The organism is Micromonospora sp. NBC_00860 (assembly GCF_045207375.1).
GTDB classification, from domain to species: domain Bacteria; phylum Actinomycetota; class Actinomycetes; order Mycobacteriales; family Micromonosporaceae; genus Micromonospora; species Micromonospora vinacea.
This window is the reverse complement of sequence record NZ_CP108825.1, coordinates 1,540,878-1,555,801: the sequence shown is the minus strand read 5'-3', so window position 1 is coordinate 1,555,801 and position 14,924 is coordinate 1,540,878. Positions and strand designations below refer to the sequence as shown.

Here is a 14,924-nt window from a genome sequence, read left to right as displayed (position 1 = left end):
ACCAGGTTCAGCTGGTCACGCGGAAGGTGGCGTCGGCACGGCTCTGCGCGTCGGACACCGGGTCGAGCCGGAGCAGGTAGGCGTAGTGCCGGAGATATCGGTCCGGGTGGCTGTAGGACTGGAACGACGTCCACGAGGAGTTGGCGAGGCCAGCGACCTGCCGGAAGGTGGCGTCGGCGGCGAAGGTGGCGGTGCCGTCGTTGGCTTCCAGCCGGAAGTCGTATCCGTAGTGGCGCAGGTAGTGGCCCGGGTAGTTGACCGACTGGATGGAAACCGTGCCGGAGCCGACCAGGCCGGGCACCAGCCGCCACTGGCCGTCTTGGGCGGGGCTGACGTTCGGGTCGATGCGGACGTCGTAGTCGTAGTGCCGCACGTACCGGTCCTGGAAGTTGTACGACTGGATCCGGTTGACCGCGGTGGCGGGCCAGCGGGCGAGCACCCGGTTCTGTTCGGCAGCGGTCAGGTTGAGGATCGAGCCGTGCCGTTTCTTGGTGCCACCCATCGCGTACGAGCCGGACGCCGGGAGTCGGTAGCTGCCCGGGCTCGACGGGTCGGTGGTCAGGACCGGCAGGTAGCCGCGCCCGCTGGAGTACTGGTCGAGGTAGAGGACCCACTCGTTGCGGGTGTTCATCTTCATCCACATCGGGCCTTCGACCTGGGAGCCGGTCAGCCCGATGCCGGAGAGGTTCCCGAGGCTGGTCCAGGTGCCGAGGATGGAGTTGCTGCCCTCGATGGCGATCTGGCCGTCCCGGGAGGCCCGGACGTAGCGGTAGGCGCCGACGCCGGCCGGCACCTCGACGATCTGGGTGTCGATGATCTCCTGGTTTCCCGGCCGGTTGACGAAGACCTGCGGGGTGGTGACGCTGCGGAAGTTCGCCGTGCGCGCGTAGTAGATGCGGTGCTTCGTCGCCCCGTTGAGCGGGACGTTGGTCGCCCAGTAGAGGACGTAGTCGCCGGTGGCCGGGTTCCAGATCGCCTCCGGAGCCCAGGCGTTGCGTCCGTCAGGGATCGCGCCGGCGACGTTCAGCAGCCATGGCGCCGACCAGTTGACCAGGTCGGTGGACTCCCACACGACGAGGTTGCGGCTGCCGTTGTTGATCGCGGTCGACCAGTCCTGACCGCAGCCGATACAGAGGTCCGTGGCGATGATCCAGTACCGGTCGCCGGCCGGTGAGCGGACCAGGGCGGGGTCACGGACGCCACGGGTGCCGACGGTGGAGCGCAGCACGAGCCCACCATTGTTGAGGTCGGTCCAGCGCAGGCCGTCGGTGCTGTGGGCGAGATAGATCTGCTGGTCGGTCGAGGACTCGCCGGTGAAGTGCGCCATCAGGTAGCCGACGGTCGGGTCGAGCGCGGCCGCCTCCTTCGGTGTCGCCGCCGACCAGGTGGTGAACAGCAGGCACGCGGCGACCGCAACCGCACCGAGCCGGGCGAGGACTCTCGACATGTGTCTCTCTCCTTCGCGCAGGGGCGTACGGGTCAGCTAGAGGGTCGGTACGACGGGGCGGATGGTGCCGTCGGTGTTGAACTCCATCCGGTCGATGGCGGTCTCACGGTTGGTGCCGTTGCCGGCCGGCACCGCGAACCGGTGGTAGGCGATGTACCAGGTGTCGCTGCCGGGTGCCCGGACCACGGAGTGGTGGCCAGTGCCCTTGATGCCGACGTCGAGCCTCTTCTGCAGCACCACGCCGCGCCTGGTCCACGGCCCGAGAGGTGAGGAGCCGGTGGCGTAGGCGACCCGGTAGTCCTCGCTGCGCGTGTCGTTCTCCGACCACATGAAGTAGTAGAGGCCGTTGCGCTTGAACACGAATGGCGCCTCGTTGTAGCCCGACGGCGTGATGACGCGCGCCTGTGCCGTGTCGAAGGAGACCATGTCGGAGTTCAACCGCACCGCCCGCGCGACGCCCTGCCCCCAGTACAGGTAGGACTGCCCGTCGTCGTCGGTGAACACCATCGGGTCGATCGTCTGCCCGCCAGAGAACTGGTCGCTGCGGATGAGTGGTCGGCCCAGCGCATCGCGGAACGGCCCGGTGGGGCTGTCGGCCACCGCCACGCCGAGGTGTTTGGCCGTGTTGCCGCTGGCCGCGCCGCCGCTGAAGTACAGGTAGTAGCGGCCGTTGGCGCTGGCCGCCGCAGGCGCCCAGGCCGAGTTGTCCGCCCAGGACACGTCCGGACCGTGGTCGAGGATCACGCCGTGGTCGGTCCAGTTGACCAGGTCGGTGGAGGAGAACGCCTTGTAGTAGGTGCCGGACCAGCTCGCGTAGCCGTCGGTGGTCGGGTACAGGTAGTAGCGGCCGTTGAGGACGGCGACGTGCGGGTCGGCGAAGAGGCCCGGGATCACCGGCCCTCTGGTGGTTTTGGGCGCCCAGGGCGCGACGAGGCGGAAGGAGCTGTCCGCTCGGAACGCGGCCGTGTCCTGGTGGGCGTCGAGCCAGAGTGCGAAGTCGCGGTGCCGGATCCGCCGGTTCGGGTAGTTGTACGAGGCCAGCGCCACCGATCCGCTGACCGAACCGTCCACGGCACAGAAGGTGGCGTCGGCCCGGAACGCGGCGTCGCCGGTGTTCGGGTCGACCCGGAGCCGGTAGTCGCGGTGCCGCAGGAACATGCCGGCCCTGGTCTGGAACGAGTAGCAGGTCGGCGACGCCAGACCGTTGACCACGGTGAAGGTGGCATCCAGCTTGGTCTGGTTGGCGCTGCTGGAGGTGACCGGGTCGAGCTGACCGAGATAGTCGATGTGGCGTACGTACCGTCCGGCCTGGTTGACCGCCTCCAGCGAGACGGCGCCGGTCGGCAGCGTGGCGGCATGCGCCGGCCCGTCGGCCACCACAACCACGACAGTTGCGGCGGCCACGGCGGAGAGCACGAGGAGGGCGCGTAGACGCATGGTTGATGCATCCGACAGAACCACCATCCCGGCTCCTCTCGCAAGATCATCTATGTTAACGTTAACAAGCGCAGGCAGAAAGCAGGCTCAGGCTTGGGCGACCCTGGGGTCGGGTGGAAAGTTCACATGCGGCGCCTCTGACGCGTTACGCGACCGCGGGCGCAATGTGTTCGGTTCGTTAAGTTCGCGTTGCGGACAAGTGTTAGCGATCGCATCTACGAGTGTCAAGGGATCGACCGTGGCCGCTCCCCCGCGACCCCGATCACGTCACCCGTCCTCCACAACCCCGGTCAGACCGTGCCGTGACCCTCCTGAACCCATCGATGGACGACGGCAAAGTCCGCCTCGGTCAGACCCGTGTACGGGTCAACGCGATGCAGCAGCGCCCGCGCCGGGTGGTGAGCCATCACGAATCGACGGTCGGCATCAGTGATCTCGTCGTCAAGCCACACGAAGGGGCCACCTGCTACCCACTGGGTCAGGAAGGCGGTCTTCCAGTGCAGGCCACGCCCCGTCTCCTCGTCGTCGTCGGGCCAATCAACGACCGGCAGGTCCGGAAGCCCGAGCCGGGGGGAGACGACCTCGTTCGCCTCCGCCATCCACGTCGTGCCCAGACCAACTGGCACCCCAGGGCGAGCAGCCGACGACCGTCCTCTGGGTTGAGACGGTCAAGGAGGGGGTTGCCGGTATTTTCCGTCTGCCTTCGGGTGGTATCGCCCGACGGACGTCTCTGAACAACTGGGCGGGCCTTGAACGGGATCAGCGGTCCGTCCACATCAAGGAAGATCACCGGACGTCCGGCGAAGCCGGGAGTCACGCCAGAACCGTCCCCTGACGACCCTGCTCCCTGAGCGCCTCACGCACCTGCATGAGCGCGAAGCCGAGCAGATTGAGCCCTCGCCAACGGCCCGGTTCCCCAGCAGCCGGATCGTCGCGGTTCAGGCCGATGCCCCAGATCCGGTCGACCGGGCTGGCCTCCACCAGGACTCGCTGCCCGGTAGCCAGCAGAAACGCCCGTAGCGCGGGATGCTGATCGAATTTCGCGAGGTTGCCGGCCACCACGATCGCGAAGCGATGTTCGCTCCACGTCTGCTGATCGAAACCCGCGACGCGTCCCCCCAGCACCTTCGCGGCGTGGGGATGCGGCGCGGCGAGGATCTGTTCCGCCATCGTTCGGTCGCCGAACAGGGTGGCCTTGCGCCACATCATGTAGTGCTCCGCAGTGGCGAACCGCAGCTTGTCGGCGATGAAGGGCGCCGGCCACCACTGGCTCAAGCAGCCTGCGCCGACACCCCCGTCCCGCTCGGGCTGGTGCCCCCAGAAGAACAGGAACTTGACCCGATGACCCTGCGCTTGCGCAGCGGCCAGATCCCCGACGCTACGAACCGATGCCAGCATGATGGCGAGTGTGCGGCACCAGCGTTGCGCGTACCCCGCATTTTCGACCGCGAGGACGTGCTCGCGGCCGCCGCGATGCCAGGCATGCCCACGGCGCTGTGACATATTGCCCACGTCCGGCGGCCATCGCATCCGACGGTCGATGCCTACAGTCGGACCATGAGCACGGATGACGGCGTGCGGGCCTGGCTCCGCCGGCAGGGCGCTGAGCAGATCGCCCATCCCGGAGGCAACCTGTACGTCCACCTCTGTCGAGTCAGCGAACGACTCGCTGTGCTCGGCTGCGCCCGTGACGTGCAGGCAGCGGGCCTCACCCACGCCGCCTACGGCACCGACGGGTTCGACGTCACCCTGCTTGATCGGGCCGATCGTGCGGTACTGCGGGATCTCGTTGGCGCCGACGCCGAGGAGCTCGTCTATCTGTACGGGGCCTGCGACCGTGGACGCAGCTGGCAGGAGCTGGCAAGGACCGGCGAGGTGTTCGACCGCTTCGCACGTCAGGTGTGGACGCCCGGTGAGACTCAACTTCGCTCGCTCGTGGACCTGAGCATCGTCAACGAGCTGGACGTCATCGAGCAGGATCCTGCGGTGGCGGACCGGCACGGGGCCTACTTCCGGGAGCTGTTCGCGTCGTGGGCCCCGATCGCCTCGGAGCAGGTCATCAGCGACGCGCAGCGGGTCTTGCGGCAGTGACACCCGAATCGTCGCGTCCGACAGCACGGACCTCCGGCCGCGTACGGGTGCGAGCCGTCTACCCCGGCAGCTTCGATCCCTTCACTCCGGGGCATCTGAATGTGGTGAGCCGGGCACGCGATCTCTTCGACGAGGTGGTCGTGCTCGTCGCGGTCAACAGCATCAAGCATCCGGGCAGCGACGAAGAGAAGCGGGCAGCCGCCGTCCGGGCCGTGCTGCCGGTCGAGTGGACCTCGGTCACCGTTGCGGCCTGGAGCGGGTTGACCGCTACCTACTGTCGTTTCCGGGAAGTAGGAGTGATCGTCCGCGGGGTGCGTAACACCACCGACCTCCGGGCTGAGTACCAGCTCGCAGCGATGAACCAGTCGCTGGGCGTAGCCACGGTGTTCCTGCCAGCGCAGCCCGAACTGGCCGCTGTGTCGTCGACGGCGGTGCGCACGCTAGGGGCGTGGCGGGCCGAGTAGGGCGGCGATCATCGCTTCGGGCTCGATGCTGGTTGGTCGATCGCTGACCTGCCCGTCGCCGAGTTCGATGACCCGCCACACGCCGTCGGCGCGTAGGGCGAGGTCCACTGTGACGAAGGGCAGACCGAGCCCGGCAATCATCGGCGCGAGCGGCTCCAGGTCGACCTCCACAGAAGGGCGGTCGTTCGGGCTGTCCGGATGAGGGCCGATCAGGACGCAGTCGCCGTTGACCCACCAGGTGCGCACCTCGGCGGAGGTGAACCGCTCGAAACGGCGCAGCACGAACCCGCCCACGAAGTCGTCCTCACGCAACTCCAGGAACCGGCTCGCCACTCTCCAGACAGCGACCGCGTCGTCGATCTCGGGGATGAAGGCCGCGTCGTCCCAGTAGTGCTTCATCGACTTGGTGTAGTCACGCAGTACCGCTGGTCCCGCCCCGAGCGCGACGCGCGCATGGTCAAGATCTGCCCGATCCGAACCGCGGGTCCACACCGAGGCGGGAGTGACCGCCGCCAGCGCCGCGTACCAGCCCGGCAGCTCATGTGCCCGCCGATACTGCTCACCACCGGTCCTCAACACACCACACCGCGCTCGGCGAGAGCCTCGGCGAACGCCGCGTACCGTTCGCTGCGCAGCATCCAACCGCGATAGACCGCCGCACCGGTGCCCGAGACTGAGGCCACCGCCCGACGTACGTCACCGCCCCGTGCCACGGCGTCGTGGTCGACGACCGCCACCTGGAATCCGGCGGCACGGGCCGCCTCAGCCTCGGCAGTGAAGTGCTCGTCCGGATGGCGTGGACGCAGCGGGTTCGCGGGAACGATCAGGATCACCCTCGTATCCTGCCCCCGGAAACTGGTTGCACGTAGCCGGGGTCCCGCCGACGATCAGTCGATGCCCAGTGACCAGGCGACCCCCGACTTCTCGATCAAGCCCACCCTTACCGGTGAGCGGGTGATCCTGCGGCCCTTCGTCGACGACGACCTGGACACCTTCCGAGCGGCGGTGGCAGACCCCGAGGTGGCCCGGCTGACCGGCAGCGCGGCCGCCGACGTTCCCGACGAGGAGCGGTTGCGTTCCTGGTACGGCAGCCGCAACGCCCAGACCGACCGACTCGACCTGGCGGTCGTGGACCGCGCCACTGGGGCCTGCGTCGGCGAGGTGGTCCTCAACGACTGGGACCCTGTCAACCGGAACTGCAACTTCCGCACGCTGCTCACCGCCGCCGGCCGCGACCGCGGCCTGGGCACCGAGGCGGTACGCCTGGTCGTCGGCCACGGTTTCGAGAGACTCGGCCTGCACCGCATCTCGCTGGAAGTGTTCGCCTTCAACCCCCGGGCCCGCCGGGCGTACGAGAAGGTCGGCTTCGTGGCCGAGGGCGTGCTGCGGCAGGTCCTGCGCGATGGCGACGGCTGGGTTGACGCCACGGTGATGTCGATCCTCGCGCCCGAGTGGGCGGCGCACCGGGGACATCCCGAGCGCCGAGGCTCGTAGCCGGCGGACCGAAGGCGTCAGCTCTGGATGGAGAAGGTGGAGACGACGCCGTTGTGGTCGGACCTCGTGCCACCGACGATGTCGTAGTCGGTCATCCACATCAGTTGGTACTCGGGCAGCCGCTTCCAGAAGTAGACGTAGTCGATGTGCCGGTTGCCGTGCGTTCCGGTGCCCTTCTCGCCGTAGAGGTTGTAGTTGGAGCGCAGATTAGGCAGTTCGTTGGCCTCGAAGAACTGCCACGGGAACTTCGCGTACCCGTAGCTCCGGTCGGCGCTGAAGTCGACGTTGAGGTCACCGCTCACGATGACCTGGCCCTCGTCCTGCTTGTCGACCGCCAGTTCTTTGAGGCCCTGGAACTGCGCCTCGGCACACCTGGTGCGCGGCAGGTCCTCCGGCCGGCCGGCGGTTTCGATGCTGGCCACCGCGTGGGCGTTGATGTGGGTCACGTTGCGGCCACTGGCCTTGTGCCGGTACTTGACCCAGTTGTTGTACCGCGCGGGCGGCACCTCGCCCGGGCCGTTTGTGTCACAGACGAAGATCGAGCCCTTGTCGAGTACGTCGAACATGTTCTTCTTCGCGATCAACGCTTCGCCAGCCTGGTTGGTCCCGCCCGGTGCGTACAACCACCAGCCGTTGTCGGCCACCCAGCCCTCCAGGAGCCCCTTGCGGGCACCGACCTCGTTGAGACCGACGAGGTCCGCCTTGGACGCGATCAGGTTCAGGTCGTGCACGAAGTCGGCCTGGCTCAGCCCGTAGTAGATGTTGAGCGTCGCCGCCTTGAAGCCGGCGCTCGCGGCGGCCGCAGGGACCGTCGGCAGCAGGGCCGCCACCAGCGCGACCGCCCCCGCGAGAGCGCCCAGGGCGCGGGCCGACCAGTCCGTTGTCCTGCGCATCGATGTCCCTTCGCACAAACCGCCGTCGGTGGCGGCCAACGAACCGTATCGATTCGAGTGAACGCGATGTCGAACGGCCGGTAACGAAGGATCGACGGCCCTGGGTCGGCCGGTGCGGGGTGACCGGCTCTGCCGGTGGCCGTGGTGGAGCTACGCGAAAGTGAGACCGTCGGACCGGGCGCGTTTGAGTTCGGAGAAGGCCCGGCAGCCGGCGAGCAGGCGGGCGCCGTCGAAGACGCGGACGGCCTCCTCGCCGCGAGGGATAGAGGTCAGTACGGGACCGAAGAAGGCCACGTCGTCGACGACGACCATCGGGGTGCCGAGGTCCTCGCCCACCAACTGCTGTGCGCGGGCGGTGCTGGCCCGCATCTGTGGGTCGACGTCGCTCCGATGGGCGGCCTCGGCCAGACCCACGGGGAGGCCGGCCTCGGCCAGTGCCAGCGGAACGACGGTATCGAAGTCCTTGTCGCCGGCGTCGTGGATCCGGCGGCCGAGCGCCGGGTACAGCCGGGCAAGCGCGGCGGAGCCGTGTTGCGCGGCTGCCGCCACACACACCCTGGCCGGTCCCCACGCCCGGTCGTTGAATTCGCGGTACCAGGGCTCCAGGTCCCGATGCTCGTTGATCACCGCGAGGCTCATCACCTCGAACCGCAGAGCGAGCGGCCGCATCGTGGCGACCTCCATGAGCCAGCGGGAGGTGATCCAGGCGAACGGGCAGGACGGATCCACGTATGCCGTGACCACCGGAGCCGACGTTGGGGTCAACTTGTCTTCCATGGAAGACAAGTTATCTTCCCTGGAAGGTAAGATGCAACAGTGGATGACGACCGGATCACCGAGATCGTTTGTCAGTGGGGCCGCGAGCGACCAGACCTCGACCCCACTCCGTTGCTGATCATCGGCCGCATCCAGCAGCTGGCCGCCGTACTCGATGTGGCCCTGCGGCCGCCCTTCGCCGCGGCGGACCTCGGCAACGGCGACTTCGACGTGCTCGCGGCACTGCGCCGCGAGGGCAAGCCCTACACGCTCACAGCGGGCCAGTTGAGTCACCGGATGCTCGTGACCACCGGCGCCGTGACCAAGCGGGTCGACCGACTGATCGCCCGCGGCCTCGTGTCCCGCTCGGTCTCCGCAGCCGACGCGCGCGGCAGAGTGGTCGGGCTGACTCCGGCCGGCGTGGCGTTGACCGACCGGCTCATCGAGGAACACCTGGCAAACGAGGCGGCCATCCTTCGTGACCTCACCGACAACGACCGCAAAACCCTTGAGCGCCTACTGGCGGCGATGAACCAGACCCTGGACTCCGGAGATTTCGGACCAGAGGACGGAGGTCCGGCCGGATGACGGCCTCGGTCGTGACGGGCCGACCCGCGGATTACCATTCCGCCATGGACGACACCACCCGCGGCGTACGCATCAGACGCGGCGGCCCGGCCGACGCACCTGCCGTACTGGACATGCTCGACTCCGCGGTGGGCTGGATGAACGAGCGTGGCAACACCGAGCAGTGGGGCACGACGCCGTTCTCGGAAAAACCCGAACGGGCCGCACAGGTCGATCGGTACCTGACCGAATACCTCCCGTACATCGCGGAAGTGGACGGGACCCCGGCCGCGGCCCTGGTGCTGGACTCCGGGCCCGATCCGCGGGTACCGATCGCGCCCGTGGAAGAACCCGAGCGGTACGTTCGCCTCCTGGTCTCCAACCGTCGATTCGCCGGCCAGAAACTCGGGTCGGCCCTGTTGGCACGTGCCGTGGAGGAAACCCGGCGAGCCGGCGTGCGGTTGCTACGGGTCGACTGCTGGGCGGGCGGCGGAGGTGAGTTGGTGGCGTACTACGAGCGCCACGGGTTCACTCCCACCGAGACCTTCCTGGTCGGATCCTGGCCAGGGCAGGTGCTGGCCCAGCGGGTCGACTGAGGCCGCCACATGGCGGACGATGGATGCGTGATCGGTGACCGGTGGGGCGTGACCACCAGCGAGACCCTGCGCACCTATCCCTGCGACGACTTCGTCGTCTCGCCCACTCTCCGAGCGTGGCGGGGAGTGGGGATCGATGCGCCCGCGGCAGCGGTGTGGCCGTGGGTAGCCCAAGTGAGGCTTGCCCCGTACTCGTACGACTGGATCGACAACCTCGGCCGCCGCTCACCTCGACAACTGGAGGGCCTGCCCGAGCCCCAGGTCGGAGAGGCGTTCACCACCGCTGGCGGCCGAAGGTTGGGCAGGATCGTCTCGGTCGATCCCGGCAGCCAACTGACGAGCACCATCATGGGCGCCTTCATGTCCTACGTCCTCGTGCCTCAGGAGCATGACACGACGCGCTTGCTGCTCAAGGTCGTCATGCGGACGACCCGCTGGGCCGCACCCGGGTTGTCCATCGGCGACCTGGTCATGGCTCGGCGGCAGCTGCTCAACCTGAAAAAACTCGCCGAGCGCAGTGGTCCACGCCGCTGAGCCTGGAAGGCACCCTCGTTGAGCTGACCGGAGAGCCGGTGCCCCTGCTACGAGCGCGTGGCCTGGTACTCGAGGAAGCCGCGGGCATCGGCCTGGTTTTGAGGCGATGCCATGGGATGGCTCATCGTCTCCCGCAGCAGTTGCAGCCACTGAGGAGCATCCGACGGATTCCCGTTGAGCACGCGATTGGCCATCCAGACGGTCAACGGAGTCGGTTTGCGCCGCATCGACTCGACCAACAGGGGACGGTAGCCAGGCCAGGTCTCCAAGGTGTGCACGAGAGGCCCGGGACTCCCCAGATCCGCCGCGTCCAGACGTTCCAAGAAGGCGTAGAGCAGCGGAGCCCACTGCTGTGGGTCGTCCCGCCCGGCCAATTCCGTACAGATCGCGTCGAGCTGTTCGCTGCCACTGGCGTCGAGCCGCATCACGTCGAAGTCCACCAACTCGAGTGCCTGCAGTTCAGCCGCGACCTCGGTGAGGTTTCGCCTCATGATCGAAGTCTACGGCGACCGAGGAGACGCGTCGCGACACTCGTGCTCGTTTGCGTCACGCGGCTGATGTGGGCGTTCCTGTGCCGGCACGGCCGTCGCGGACACGACGAAAAGGGTTTGCTGACCGGCAACACCGATGCCATCCTCCGCCGTGATGACGACACGGAGTGATCTTCTCGCGCTGCACGACCAGCAGGTGCGCGGCACCATCGCGGCCCGGCTGCCGAACAACTGGAAGCCGTCCTGGGATGGCCCCGTCCTGCAGATTGCTACCCCGACGCGAGGACTGGCCTTCGCCCAGAACCTCGATCACCTCAGCGTTGGCGACTTGGACGCGCTCATTGGTCGAGTTCGTGACCGCTCCGCGGCGCGCGGCCAGGCAATGGAGTGGAAGACGTACGGCCACGACCGGCAGGATCTCACCGAGCGGCTGCGGCTGGCCGGGTTCGCGCCGGAGGACGAGGAAACAGTCGTCATCGGTCTGGCAGCCGACCTGACCGGCGCCGGCGAAGCCCCCGACGGCATCGCCATCCGCGCGACGACCGACCTGGCCGACCTACGCCGGATCGCGGCCATGGAATCCGAGGTCTGGAGCGTCGATTGGTCCTGGCTGGCTGATGACCTACGCGACCGCATCGAGTCCGCCCCGGAGAACATCATCATTCTCGTTGCGGAGGCCGCGGGCGAGGTCGTATCGGCCGCCTGGCTGGTCGTCATCCCCGGCACCGAGTTCGCCGCACTATGGGGTGGCTCTACCCTGCCGCAATGGCGCCGAAAGGGCATCTACCGGGCGCTTGTTGCCCGCCGTGCGCAGGTCGCTGCCGACCGGGGCATCAGGTACCTCTTGGTCGATGCGTCCAAGGACAGCAGGCCGATTCTCCAACGACTCGGCCTCCACGCCGTGGGCACCACCACCCCGTGGGTATGGAGTCCGACCACCTGAGCGGTCCTCACGGGCTGCGCGGTGAGCGGACGTCGCCCTGGCTGACACCATTGTCGTGGGGAAGAGTCACAACCGTCCCCAGCCAATCACGTGGTCAGGTAGTACCTGTCGAGGAAAGCCCCATAGTGCCCGGCGTCGTAGGACTCCTCCACCCACGCGATCTCGTCGAGGATCCCCTGGGCTTCCGCGGTGCCCAGGGCGGCTAGGTACTCCTTTGTCCTGGCCACGCCTGCCCCCAGCATCAACTCCACATCGACCGCGCCGGTCGCGTCCATGCTGGTGCCGCGAGCGCGGTGAACAAGCAACACGTCCTCGACGGCGCCAGCGTGCCAGAGCTGGATGGCACAGATCCGCATCAGCTGGGTATTGCCGGGGACGCTGCCCAATCCGGCGTAGGTGTCCGCCTCGTGCCGGGTTTCCCGTACGAGAATGTTCCGAATGATCGGGACCTGGTCATCGCTGACGCGCAAGCCGTAGGCCGCCAAGTGGTCCTCCGCGTCCCGCTCGTACCGGTCGTAGATGTCCGCCCCCACGCGCCCTGTGTAGCAGGAGCAGAGCGCACCGGCCAGACCCGCCCTCGAACAGCGGCTACTTGTTTCATTGACCTGCGACCGTGGCCCGGCCAGGCTTCGGTCGAGGCGCCCGGGCTGTCGCTCTCATTGCGGCTGCCCACGCTGGTCGTGTGGCTCTCATTTGGCCTGCGCGGCCCGGGCGCCGCCCCAGGGCGGGGAGAGGCTCAAGAGGGGTTTGCTCGGCTCGAAGTAGCGTTGCCCTCCCGGCTCGACAACCCAAGCGGATCGAGCATCGGAGAGCGCGGTGAGTGGCATGTCAGATCGTGTGGTCATCGGGATGGACCCGCACAAACGCTCCGCCACGATCGAGGTCATGACCAGCGACGAGACCATCGTCGGCGGCGGCCGGTTCGACACCGACCGGGACGGCTATGCGGCGATGACAAAGTACGCCAAGCAGTGGCCGAACCGGGTCTGGGCGATCGAGGGCTGCCAGGGCATCGGCCGGCACATCGCCAACCGGCTACTCGCCGACGGCGAACAGGTCGTCGACGTCCCGCCGAAGCTGTCCGCCAGGGCGCGGGTGTTCGCCACCGGCCAAGGCCGCAAGACCGACGCCACCGACGCTCACTCCATCGCGCTGGTCGGCACCCGCATGGCCGGACTGCGCCCAGTGGTCAACGACGAACAGCTCGCCCTGCTGCGGATCCTGATCGACAGGCGCCGTTCCCTCGGTGTCGACCACACCCGAATAGTCTCCCAGCTGCACCAACTGCTGCTGGAACTGATTCCCGGTGGGGCGAAGAAGAGCCTGTCCGCCGCCCAGGCCAAGGCACTGCTGGCCAAGGTCCGACCCCGCGACACGGTCGGCAAAGCCCGACGCCGGGTCGCCGCGGAGCTGATCAGCGACCTCGAACGGGTCTACCAACGCACCAAGGACGCCGACAAGGAACTGAAAGAACTCGTCGCCTCCACCGGCACCACCCTCATGGACCTGCACGGCATCGGACCATCCGGCGCCGCCCGGCTCCTGGTCGAGGTCGGAGACATCACCCGGTTCCCGAACCGGGCCCACTTCGCCTCCTGGAACGGCACCGCCCCCATCGACGCATCCTCCGGCGAGCAGGTGCGACACCGGCTCTCCCGCGCCGGAAACCGGCAGATCAACCGAGTGCTGCACATCATGGCCACCGTCCAGCTCCGCAACCCCACCGAAGGACGCGCCTACTTCGACCGCAAGAAAGCCTCCGGCAAGACGTCAATGGAAGCGTTGCGCGCGCTGAAACGACGCCTGTCCGACATCGTCTACCGGTGCATGATCAACGACGCCGTGGCCGCCACGGCAGCGGGCCCGGGAGGACAACGGGGAACGACCACTGACTCCAGCGTGACCAGCTCGCATCCCCAAGCCGGCTCTTCGGAGAAGTCACTTCCCGGACCCGCCAAGACCCAGCTTAGAACTCCGCGCCCAGCGTTGTCTTGACACAGAGGGGAGCCATATCCGGATGACCCGGGTCGTTCTGGTGGACGACCTCCGCTCCTTCGTGGACGGCCGCAGTGCGGAGGTGGCTCGCACGAGCGCGGCCGTTCCAGGTCCGGCAACACGACGGCTACGGTCAGCGCGCCGAGGCAGAAGAGCAGCTACGGATAGCTACTGCATGATGGTGACCGGTGGGTGCTCCTGTGAGGCGGTGCACCGATAGACCTGGAGCGTGTAGCCACGGCCGATCTCCACCTGGGTCGGGGTGTGATCGGCCGACTCGTCCTCCTCAGCGATGGGACGCCAACTGCGGCTGTCGCCGTCCCATTCGTCGCTGGGGATGGTGAGAAGTGGTTCCAGCGGAGCGCCGCAGCACCGGAGCTCATCAGGGCCCGCCGGGCTCCGAAAGGTGAAGAAGGCGGCCCAGCCACCGACCTTCCAACCGGGAGCGATTGACAGATCGCCCCGGTAACCCGGTTGCTTCTCGTCCGGTGACTGGAGGAGCTCCCTTTCTCGGGAGATGATGCGTTCCGCCAGCTTGTCATCCAGCTCGTGATAAGCCGGGTACTCGGTGACCTGCTCTGGGTGCAGAACGCAAGGTTCCGGCACGTAACAGCCCTGACCGACGAAGGCCGGCTCGGGCGGGTGCATCAGCGGGTTCCGCACGCTTGTGGATTGCCGCCACCGTAGGCGCACCGCCGACCGCGCATCCATGATTTCGTCGAACGGGCACCACAGCACCTGAAGCATGTCCGTGCCAGGGGGACAGGGCAGATCAGGGACGTCCCGGGCGTAGAGCTGGGCCAGCGGGATGAGCGGCAGCGGCTCCACCGGCAGCAGCGCCGGGTCGTAACCGGAATCTACGCGGTCCACGACCACCTTCTCATCGGGAGTCAGCAGATTCGTTCCCGGCGGCCTGGGCCGTTGCCACGCCGCGGCGAGGACACGTCGACGCGTGCGGACGTCCTCCAGCGTCGTCAACCCGTACGGCTCGTGCTCGTCGCCGCATGTCGGCCAGGCCTCGTCTTCCGGCCACAGCAAAGGCCCGCCCACCGAGCTGTCATGCACCGTCGGGTCTCCCGGGCGGGGATGAAGGCGGGTGGCGGTCCTGGCCCTCGCTGCCAGTTCCGGGAACAACGAGACCACATCCAACGGACGCGGTGGGGTGGTGCGCGTCATGATTCCCTCTCCTGATCAGCGGCCTGCATCCAACCACGTG

At 67.7% G+C, this 14,924-nt stretch carries 18 protein-coding genes and 1 pseudogene; 8 read left to right on the top strand and 11 right to left on the bottom strand.

Translation table 11 applies throughout. The annotated features are described in order from the left end of the window. Nucleotides 1-7: 7 nt before the first annotated feature. From OH804_RS07045 to OH804_RS07030, 4 genes and pseudogenes are all read right to left on the bottom strand, one after another. Nucleotides 8-1,447, bottom strand: a complete 1,440-nt coding sequence (locus OH804_RS07045) for a glycoside hydrolase family 43 protein (protein ID WP_196923888.1) — start codon at nucleotides 1,445-1,447, stop codon at nucleotides 8-10. 36 nt (nucleotides 1,448-1,483) lie between these two features. Next, a complete protein-coding gene (locus tag OH804_RS07040) occupies nucleotides 1,484-2,884 on the bottom strand; it encodes a family 43 glycosylhydrolase (protein WP_406063651.1) in 1,401 nt (466 codons plus the stop codon). A 290-nt stretch (nucleotides 2,885-3,174) separates the two neighbouring features. Continuing rightward, nucleotides 3,175-3,701: pseudogene (locus OH804_RS07035) on the bottom strand (HAD domain-containing protein). Further along, a complete protein-coding gene (locus OH804_RS07030; protein ID WP_406066467.1) occupies nucleotides 3,698-4,282 on the bottom strand; it encodes an NADAR family protein in 585 nt (194 codons plus the stop codon). The pseudogene OH804_RS07035 and the gene OH804_RS07030 overlap by 4 nt, the downstream one beginning before the upstream one ends. Nucleotides 4,283-4,441: 159 nt before the next feature. On the opposite strand from OH804_RS07030, the gene OH804_RS07025 reads away from it, so the two are divergent. Together OH804_RS07025 and coaD are read left to right on the top strand one after the other, a co-directional pair. Further along, entirely contained in the window at nucleotides 4,442-4,975 is a 534-nt protein-coding gene (locus OH804_RS07025) for a DUF6817 domain-containing protein (protein WP_406063649.1), read from the top strand. Nucleotides 4,976-5,022: 47 nt separating this feature from the next. After that, nucleotides 5,023-5,439, top strand: a complete 417-nt coding sequence (gene coaD, locus OH804_RS07020; protein ID WP_406063647.1) for a pantetheine-phosphate adenylyltransferase — start codon at nucleotides 5,023-5,025, stop codon at nucleotides 5,437-5,439. Here the strand turns inward: coaD and OH804_RS07015 are convergent. Both OH804_RS07015 and OH804_RS07010 read right to left on the bottom strand, forming a co-directional pair. After that, entirely contained in the window at nucleotides 5,416-6,015 is a 600-nt protein-coding gene (locus OH804_RS07015) for an ATP-grasp domain-containing protein (protein ID WP_406063645.1), read from the bottom strand. The genes coaD and OH804_RS07015 overlap by 24 nt on opposite strands. Then, nucleotides 6,012-6,272 (bottom strand): hypothetical protein, encoded by a 261-nt coding sequence (locus OH804_RS07010; RefSeq protein WP_406063643.1) that lies wholly within the window; start codon nucleotides 6,270-6,272, stop codon nucleotides 6,012-6,014. The genes OH804_RS07015 and OH804_RS07010 overlap by 4 nt, the downstream gene beginning before the upstream one ends. A gap of 61 nt (nucleotides 6,273-6,333) precedes the next feature. Between OH804_RS07010 and OH804_RS07005 the strand changes: the two genes are divergently transcribed. After that, a complete protein-coding gene (locus tag OH804_RS07005) occupies nucleotides 6,334-6,933 on the top strand; it encodes a GNAT family N-acetyltransferase (RefSeq protein WP_406063641.1) in 600 nt (199 codons plus the stop codon). Nucleotides 6,934-6,950: 17 nt separating this feature from the next. Here the strand turns inward: OH804_RS07005 and OH804_RS07000 are convergent, their stop codons facing one another. Both OH804_RS07000 and OH804_RS06995 read right to left on the bottom strand, forming a co-directional pair. Beyond that, nucleotides 6,951-7,826 (bottom strand): endonuclease/exonuclease/phosphatase family protein, encoded by an 876-nt coding sequence (locus OH804_RS07000; protein WP_406063639.1) that lies wholly within the window; start codon nucleotides 7,824-7,826, stop codon nucleotides 6,951-6,953. A 150-nt stretch (nucleotides 7,827-7,976) separates the two neighbouring features. Continuing rightward, on the bottom strand, nucleotides 7,977-8,603 hold the full coding sequence (locus OH804_RS06995; protein WP_406063637.1) for a disulfide bond formation protein DsbA: 627 nt from the start codon (nucleotides 8,601-8,603) through the stop codon (nucleotides 7,977-7,979). A 39-nt stretch (nucleotides 8,604-8,642) separates the two neighbouring features. Here OH804_RS06995 and OH804_RS06990 point away from each other — a divergent pair, with 39 nt between their 5' ends. The 3 genes from OH804_RS06990 to OH804_RS06980 are packed head-to-tail and all read left to right on the top strand — an operon-like array spanning nucleotide 8,643 to nucleotide 10,279. Then, complete coding sequence (locus OH804_RS06990; RefSeq protein WP_406063635.1) at nucleotides 8,643-9,170, top strand: MarR family winged helix-turn-helix transcriptional regulator; 528 nt, start codon at nucleotides 8,643-8,645, stop codon at nucleotides 9,168-9,170. 44 nt (nucleotides 9,171-9,214) lie between these two features. Next, nucleotides 9,215-9,745, top strand: coding sequence for a GNAT family N-acetyltransferase (locus OH804_RS06985; RefSeq protein WP_406063633.1), 531 nt, complete (start codon nucleotides 9,215-9,217; stop codon nucleotides 9,743-9,745). A 27-nt stretch (nucleotides 9,746-9,772) separates the two neighbouring features. Continuing rightward, nucleotides 9,773-10,279 carry a polyketide cyclase gene (locus OH804_RS06980; RefSeq protein WP_145794049.1) on the top strand — a complete coding sequence of 169 codons (507 nt, stop codon included), beginning with the start codon at nucleotides 9,773-9,775 and terminating at the stop codon, nucleotides 10,277-10,279. A gap of 47 nt (nucleotides 10,280-10,326) precedes the next feature. Here OH804_RS06980 and OH804_RS06975 read toward each other — a convergent pair whose 3' ends face one another. Further along, a complete protein-coding gene (locus OH804_RS06975; RefSeq protein WP_406063631.1) occupies nucleotides 10,327-10,770 on the bottom strand; it encodes a hypothetical protein in 444 nt (147 codons plus the stop codon). A gap of 154 nt (nucleotides 10,771-10,924) precedes the next feature. Between OH804_RS06975 and OH804_RS06970 the strand changes: the two genes are divergently transcribed. Next, the gene (locus tag OH804_RS06970) at nucleotides 10,925-11,713 is read left to right on the top strand and encodes a GNAT family N-acetyltransferase (RefSeq protein ID WP_406063629.1); all 789 of its coding nucleotides are present in this window, start codon (nucleotides 10,925-10,927) and stop codon (nucleotides 11,711-11,713) included. A gap of 86 nt (nucleotides 11,714-11,799) precedes the next feature. On the opposite strand, the gene OH804_RS06965 is transcribed toward OH804_RS06970, so the two are convergent. Further along, nucleotides 11,800-12,246, bottom strand: a complete 447-nt coding sequence (locus OH804_RS06965; protein ID WP_406063627.1) for a hypothetical protein — start codon at nucleotides 12,244-12,246, stop codon at nucleotides 11,800-11,802. Nucleotides 12,247-12,538: 292 nt separating this feature from the next. Here OH804_RS06965 and OH804_RS06960 point away from each other — a divergent pair, with 292 nt between their 5' ends. After that, the gene (locus OH804_RS06960; protein WP_406063625.1) at nucleotides 12,539-13,708 is read left to right on the top strand and encodes an IS110 family transposase; all 1,170 of its coding nucleotides are present in this window, start codon (nucleotides 12,539-12,541) and stop codon (nucleotides 13,706-13,708) included. 168 nt (nucleotides 13,709-13,876) lie between these two features. Here the strand turns inward: OH804_RS06960 and OH804_RS06955 are convergent, their stop codons facing one another. Next, nucleotides 13,877-14,884 carry a hypothetical protein gene (locus tag OH804_RS06955; RefSeq protein WP_196923900.1) on the bottom strand — a complete coding sequence of 336 codons (1,008 nt, stop codon included), beginning with the start codon at nucleotides 14,882-14,884 and terminating at the stop codon, nucleotides 13,877-13,879. Between the last annotated feature and the right edge of the window lie 40 nt (nucleotides 14,885-14,924).

Bases quoted from the DNA above. Each gene is read 5' to 3' on its own strand.
- OH804_RS07045 (WP_196923888.1), bottom strand. From the start codon at position 1,447: ATGTCGAGAGTCCTCGCCCGGCTCGGTGCGGTTGCGGTCGCCGCGTGC.
- OH804_RS07040 (WP_406063651.1), bottom strand. From the start codon at position 2,884: ATGCGTCTACGCGCCCTCCTCGTGCTCTCCGCCGTGGCCGCCGCAACT.
- OH804_RS07030 (WP_406066467.1), bottom strand. From the start codon at position 4,282: ATGCTGGCATCGGTTCGTAGCGTCGGGGATCTGGCCGCTGCGCAAGCG.
- OH804_RS07025 (WP_406063649.1), top strand. From the start codon at position 4,442: ATGAGCACGGATGACGGCGTGCGGGCCTGGCTCCGCCGGCAGGGCGCT.
- OH804_RS07005 (WP_406063641.1), top strand. From the start codon at position 6,334: ATGCCCAGTGACCAGGCGACCCCCGACTTCTCGATCAAGCCCACCCTT.
- OH804_RS07000 (WP_406063639.1), bottom strand. From the start codon at position 7,826: ATGCGCAGGACAACGGACTGGTCGGCCCGCGCCCTGGGCGCTCTCGCG.
- OH804_RS06995 (WP_406063637.1), bottom strand. From the start codon at position 8,603: ATGGAAGACAAGTTGACCCCAACGTCGGCTCCGGTGGTCACGGCATAC.
- OH804_RS06985 (WP_406063633.1), top strand. From the start codon at position 9,215: ATGGACGACACCACCCGCGGCGTACGCATCAGACGCGGCGGCCCGGCC.
- OH804_RS06975 (WP_406063631.1), bottom strand. From the start codon at position 10,770: ATGAGGCGAAACCTCACCGAGGTCGCGGCTGAACTGCAGGCACTCGAG.
- OH804_RS06970 (WP_406063629.1), top strand. From the start codon at position 10,925: ATGACGACACGGAGTGATCTTCTCGCGCTGCACGACCAGCAGGTGCGC.
- OH804_RS06960 (WP_406063625.1), top strand. From the start codon at position 12,539: ATGTCAGATCGTGTGGTCATCGGGATGGACCCGCACAAACGCTCCGCC.
- OH804_RS06955 (WP_196923900.1), bottom strand. From the start codon at position 14,884: ATGACGCGCACCACCCCACCGCGTCCGTTGGATGTGGTCTCGTTGTTC.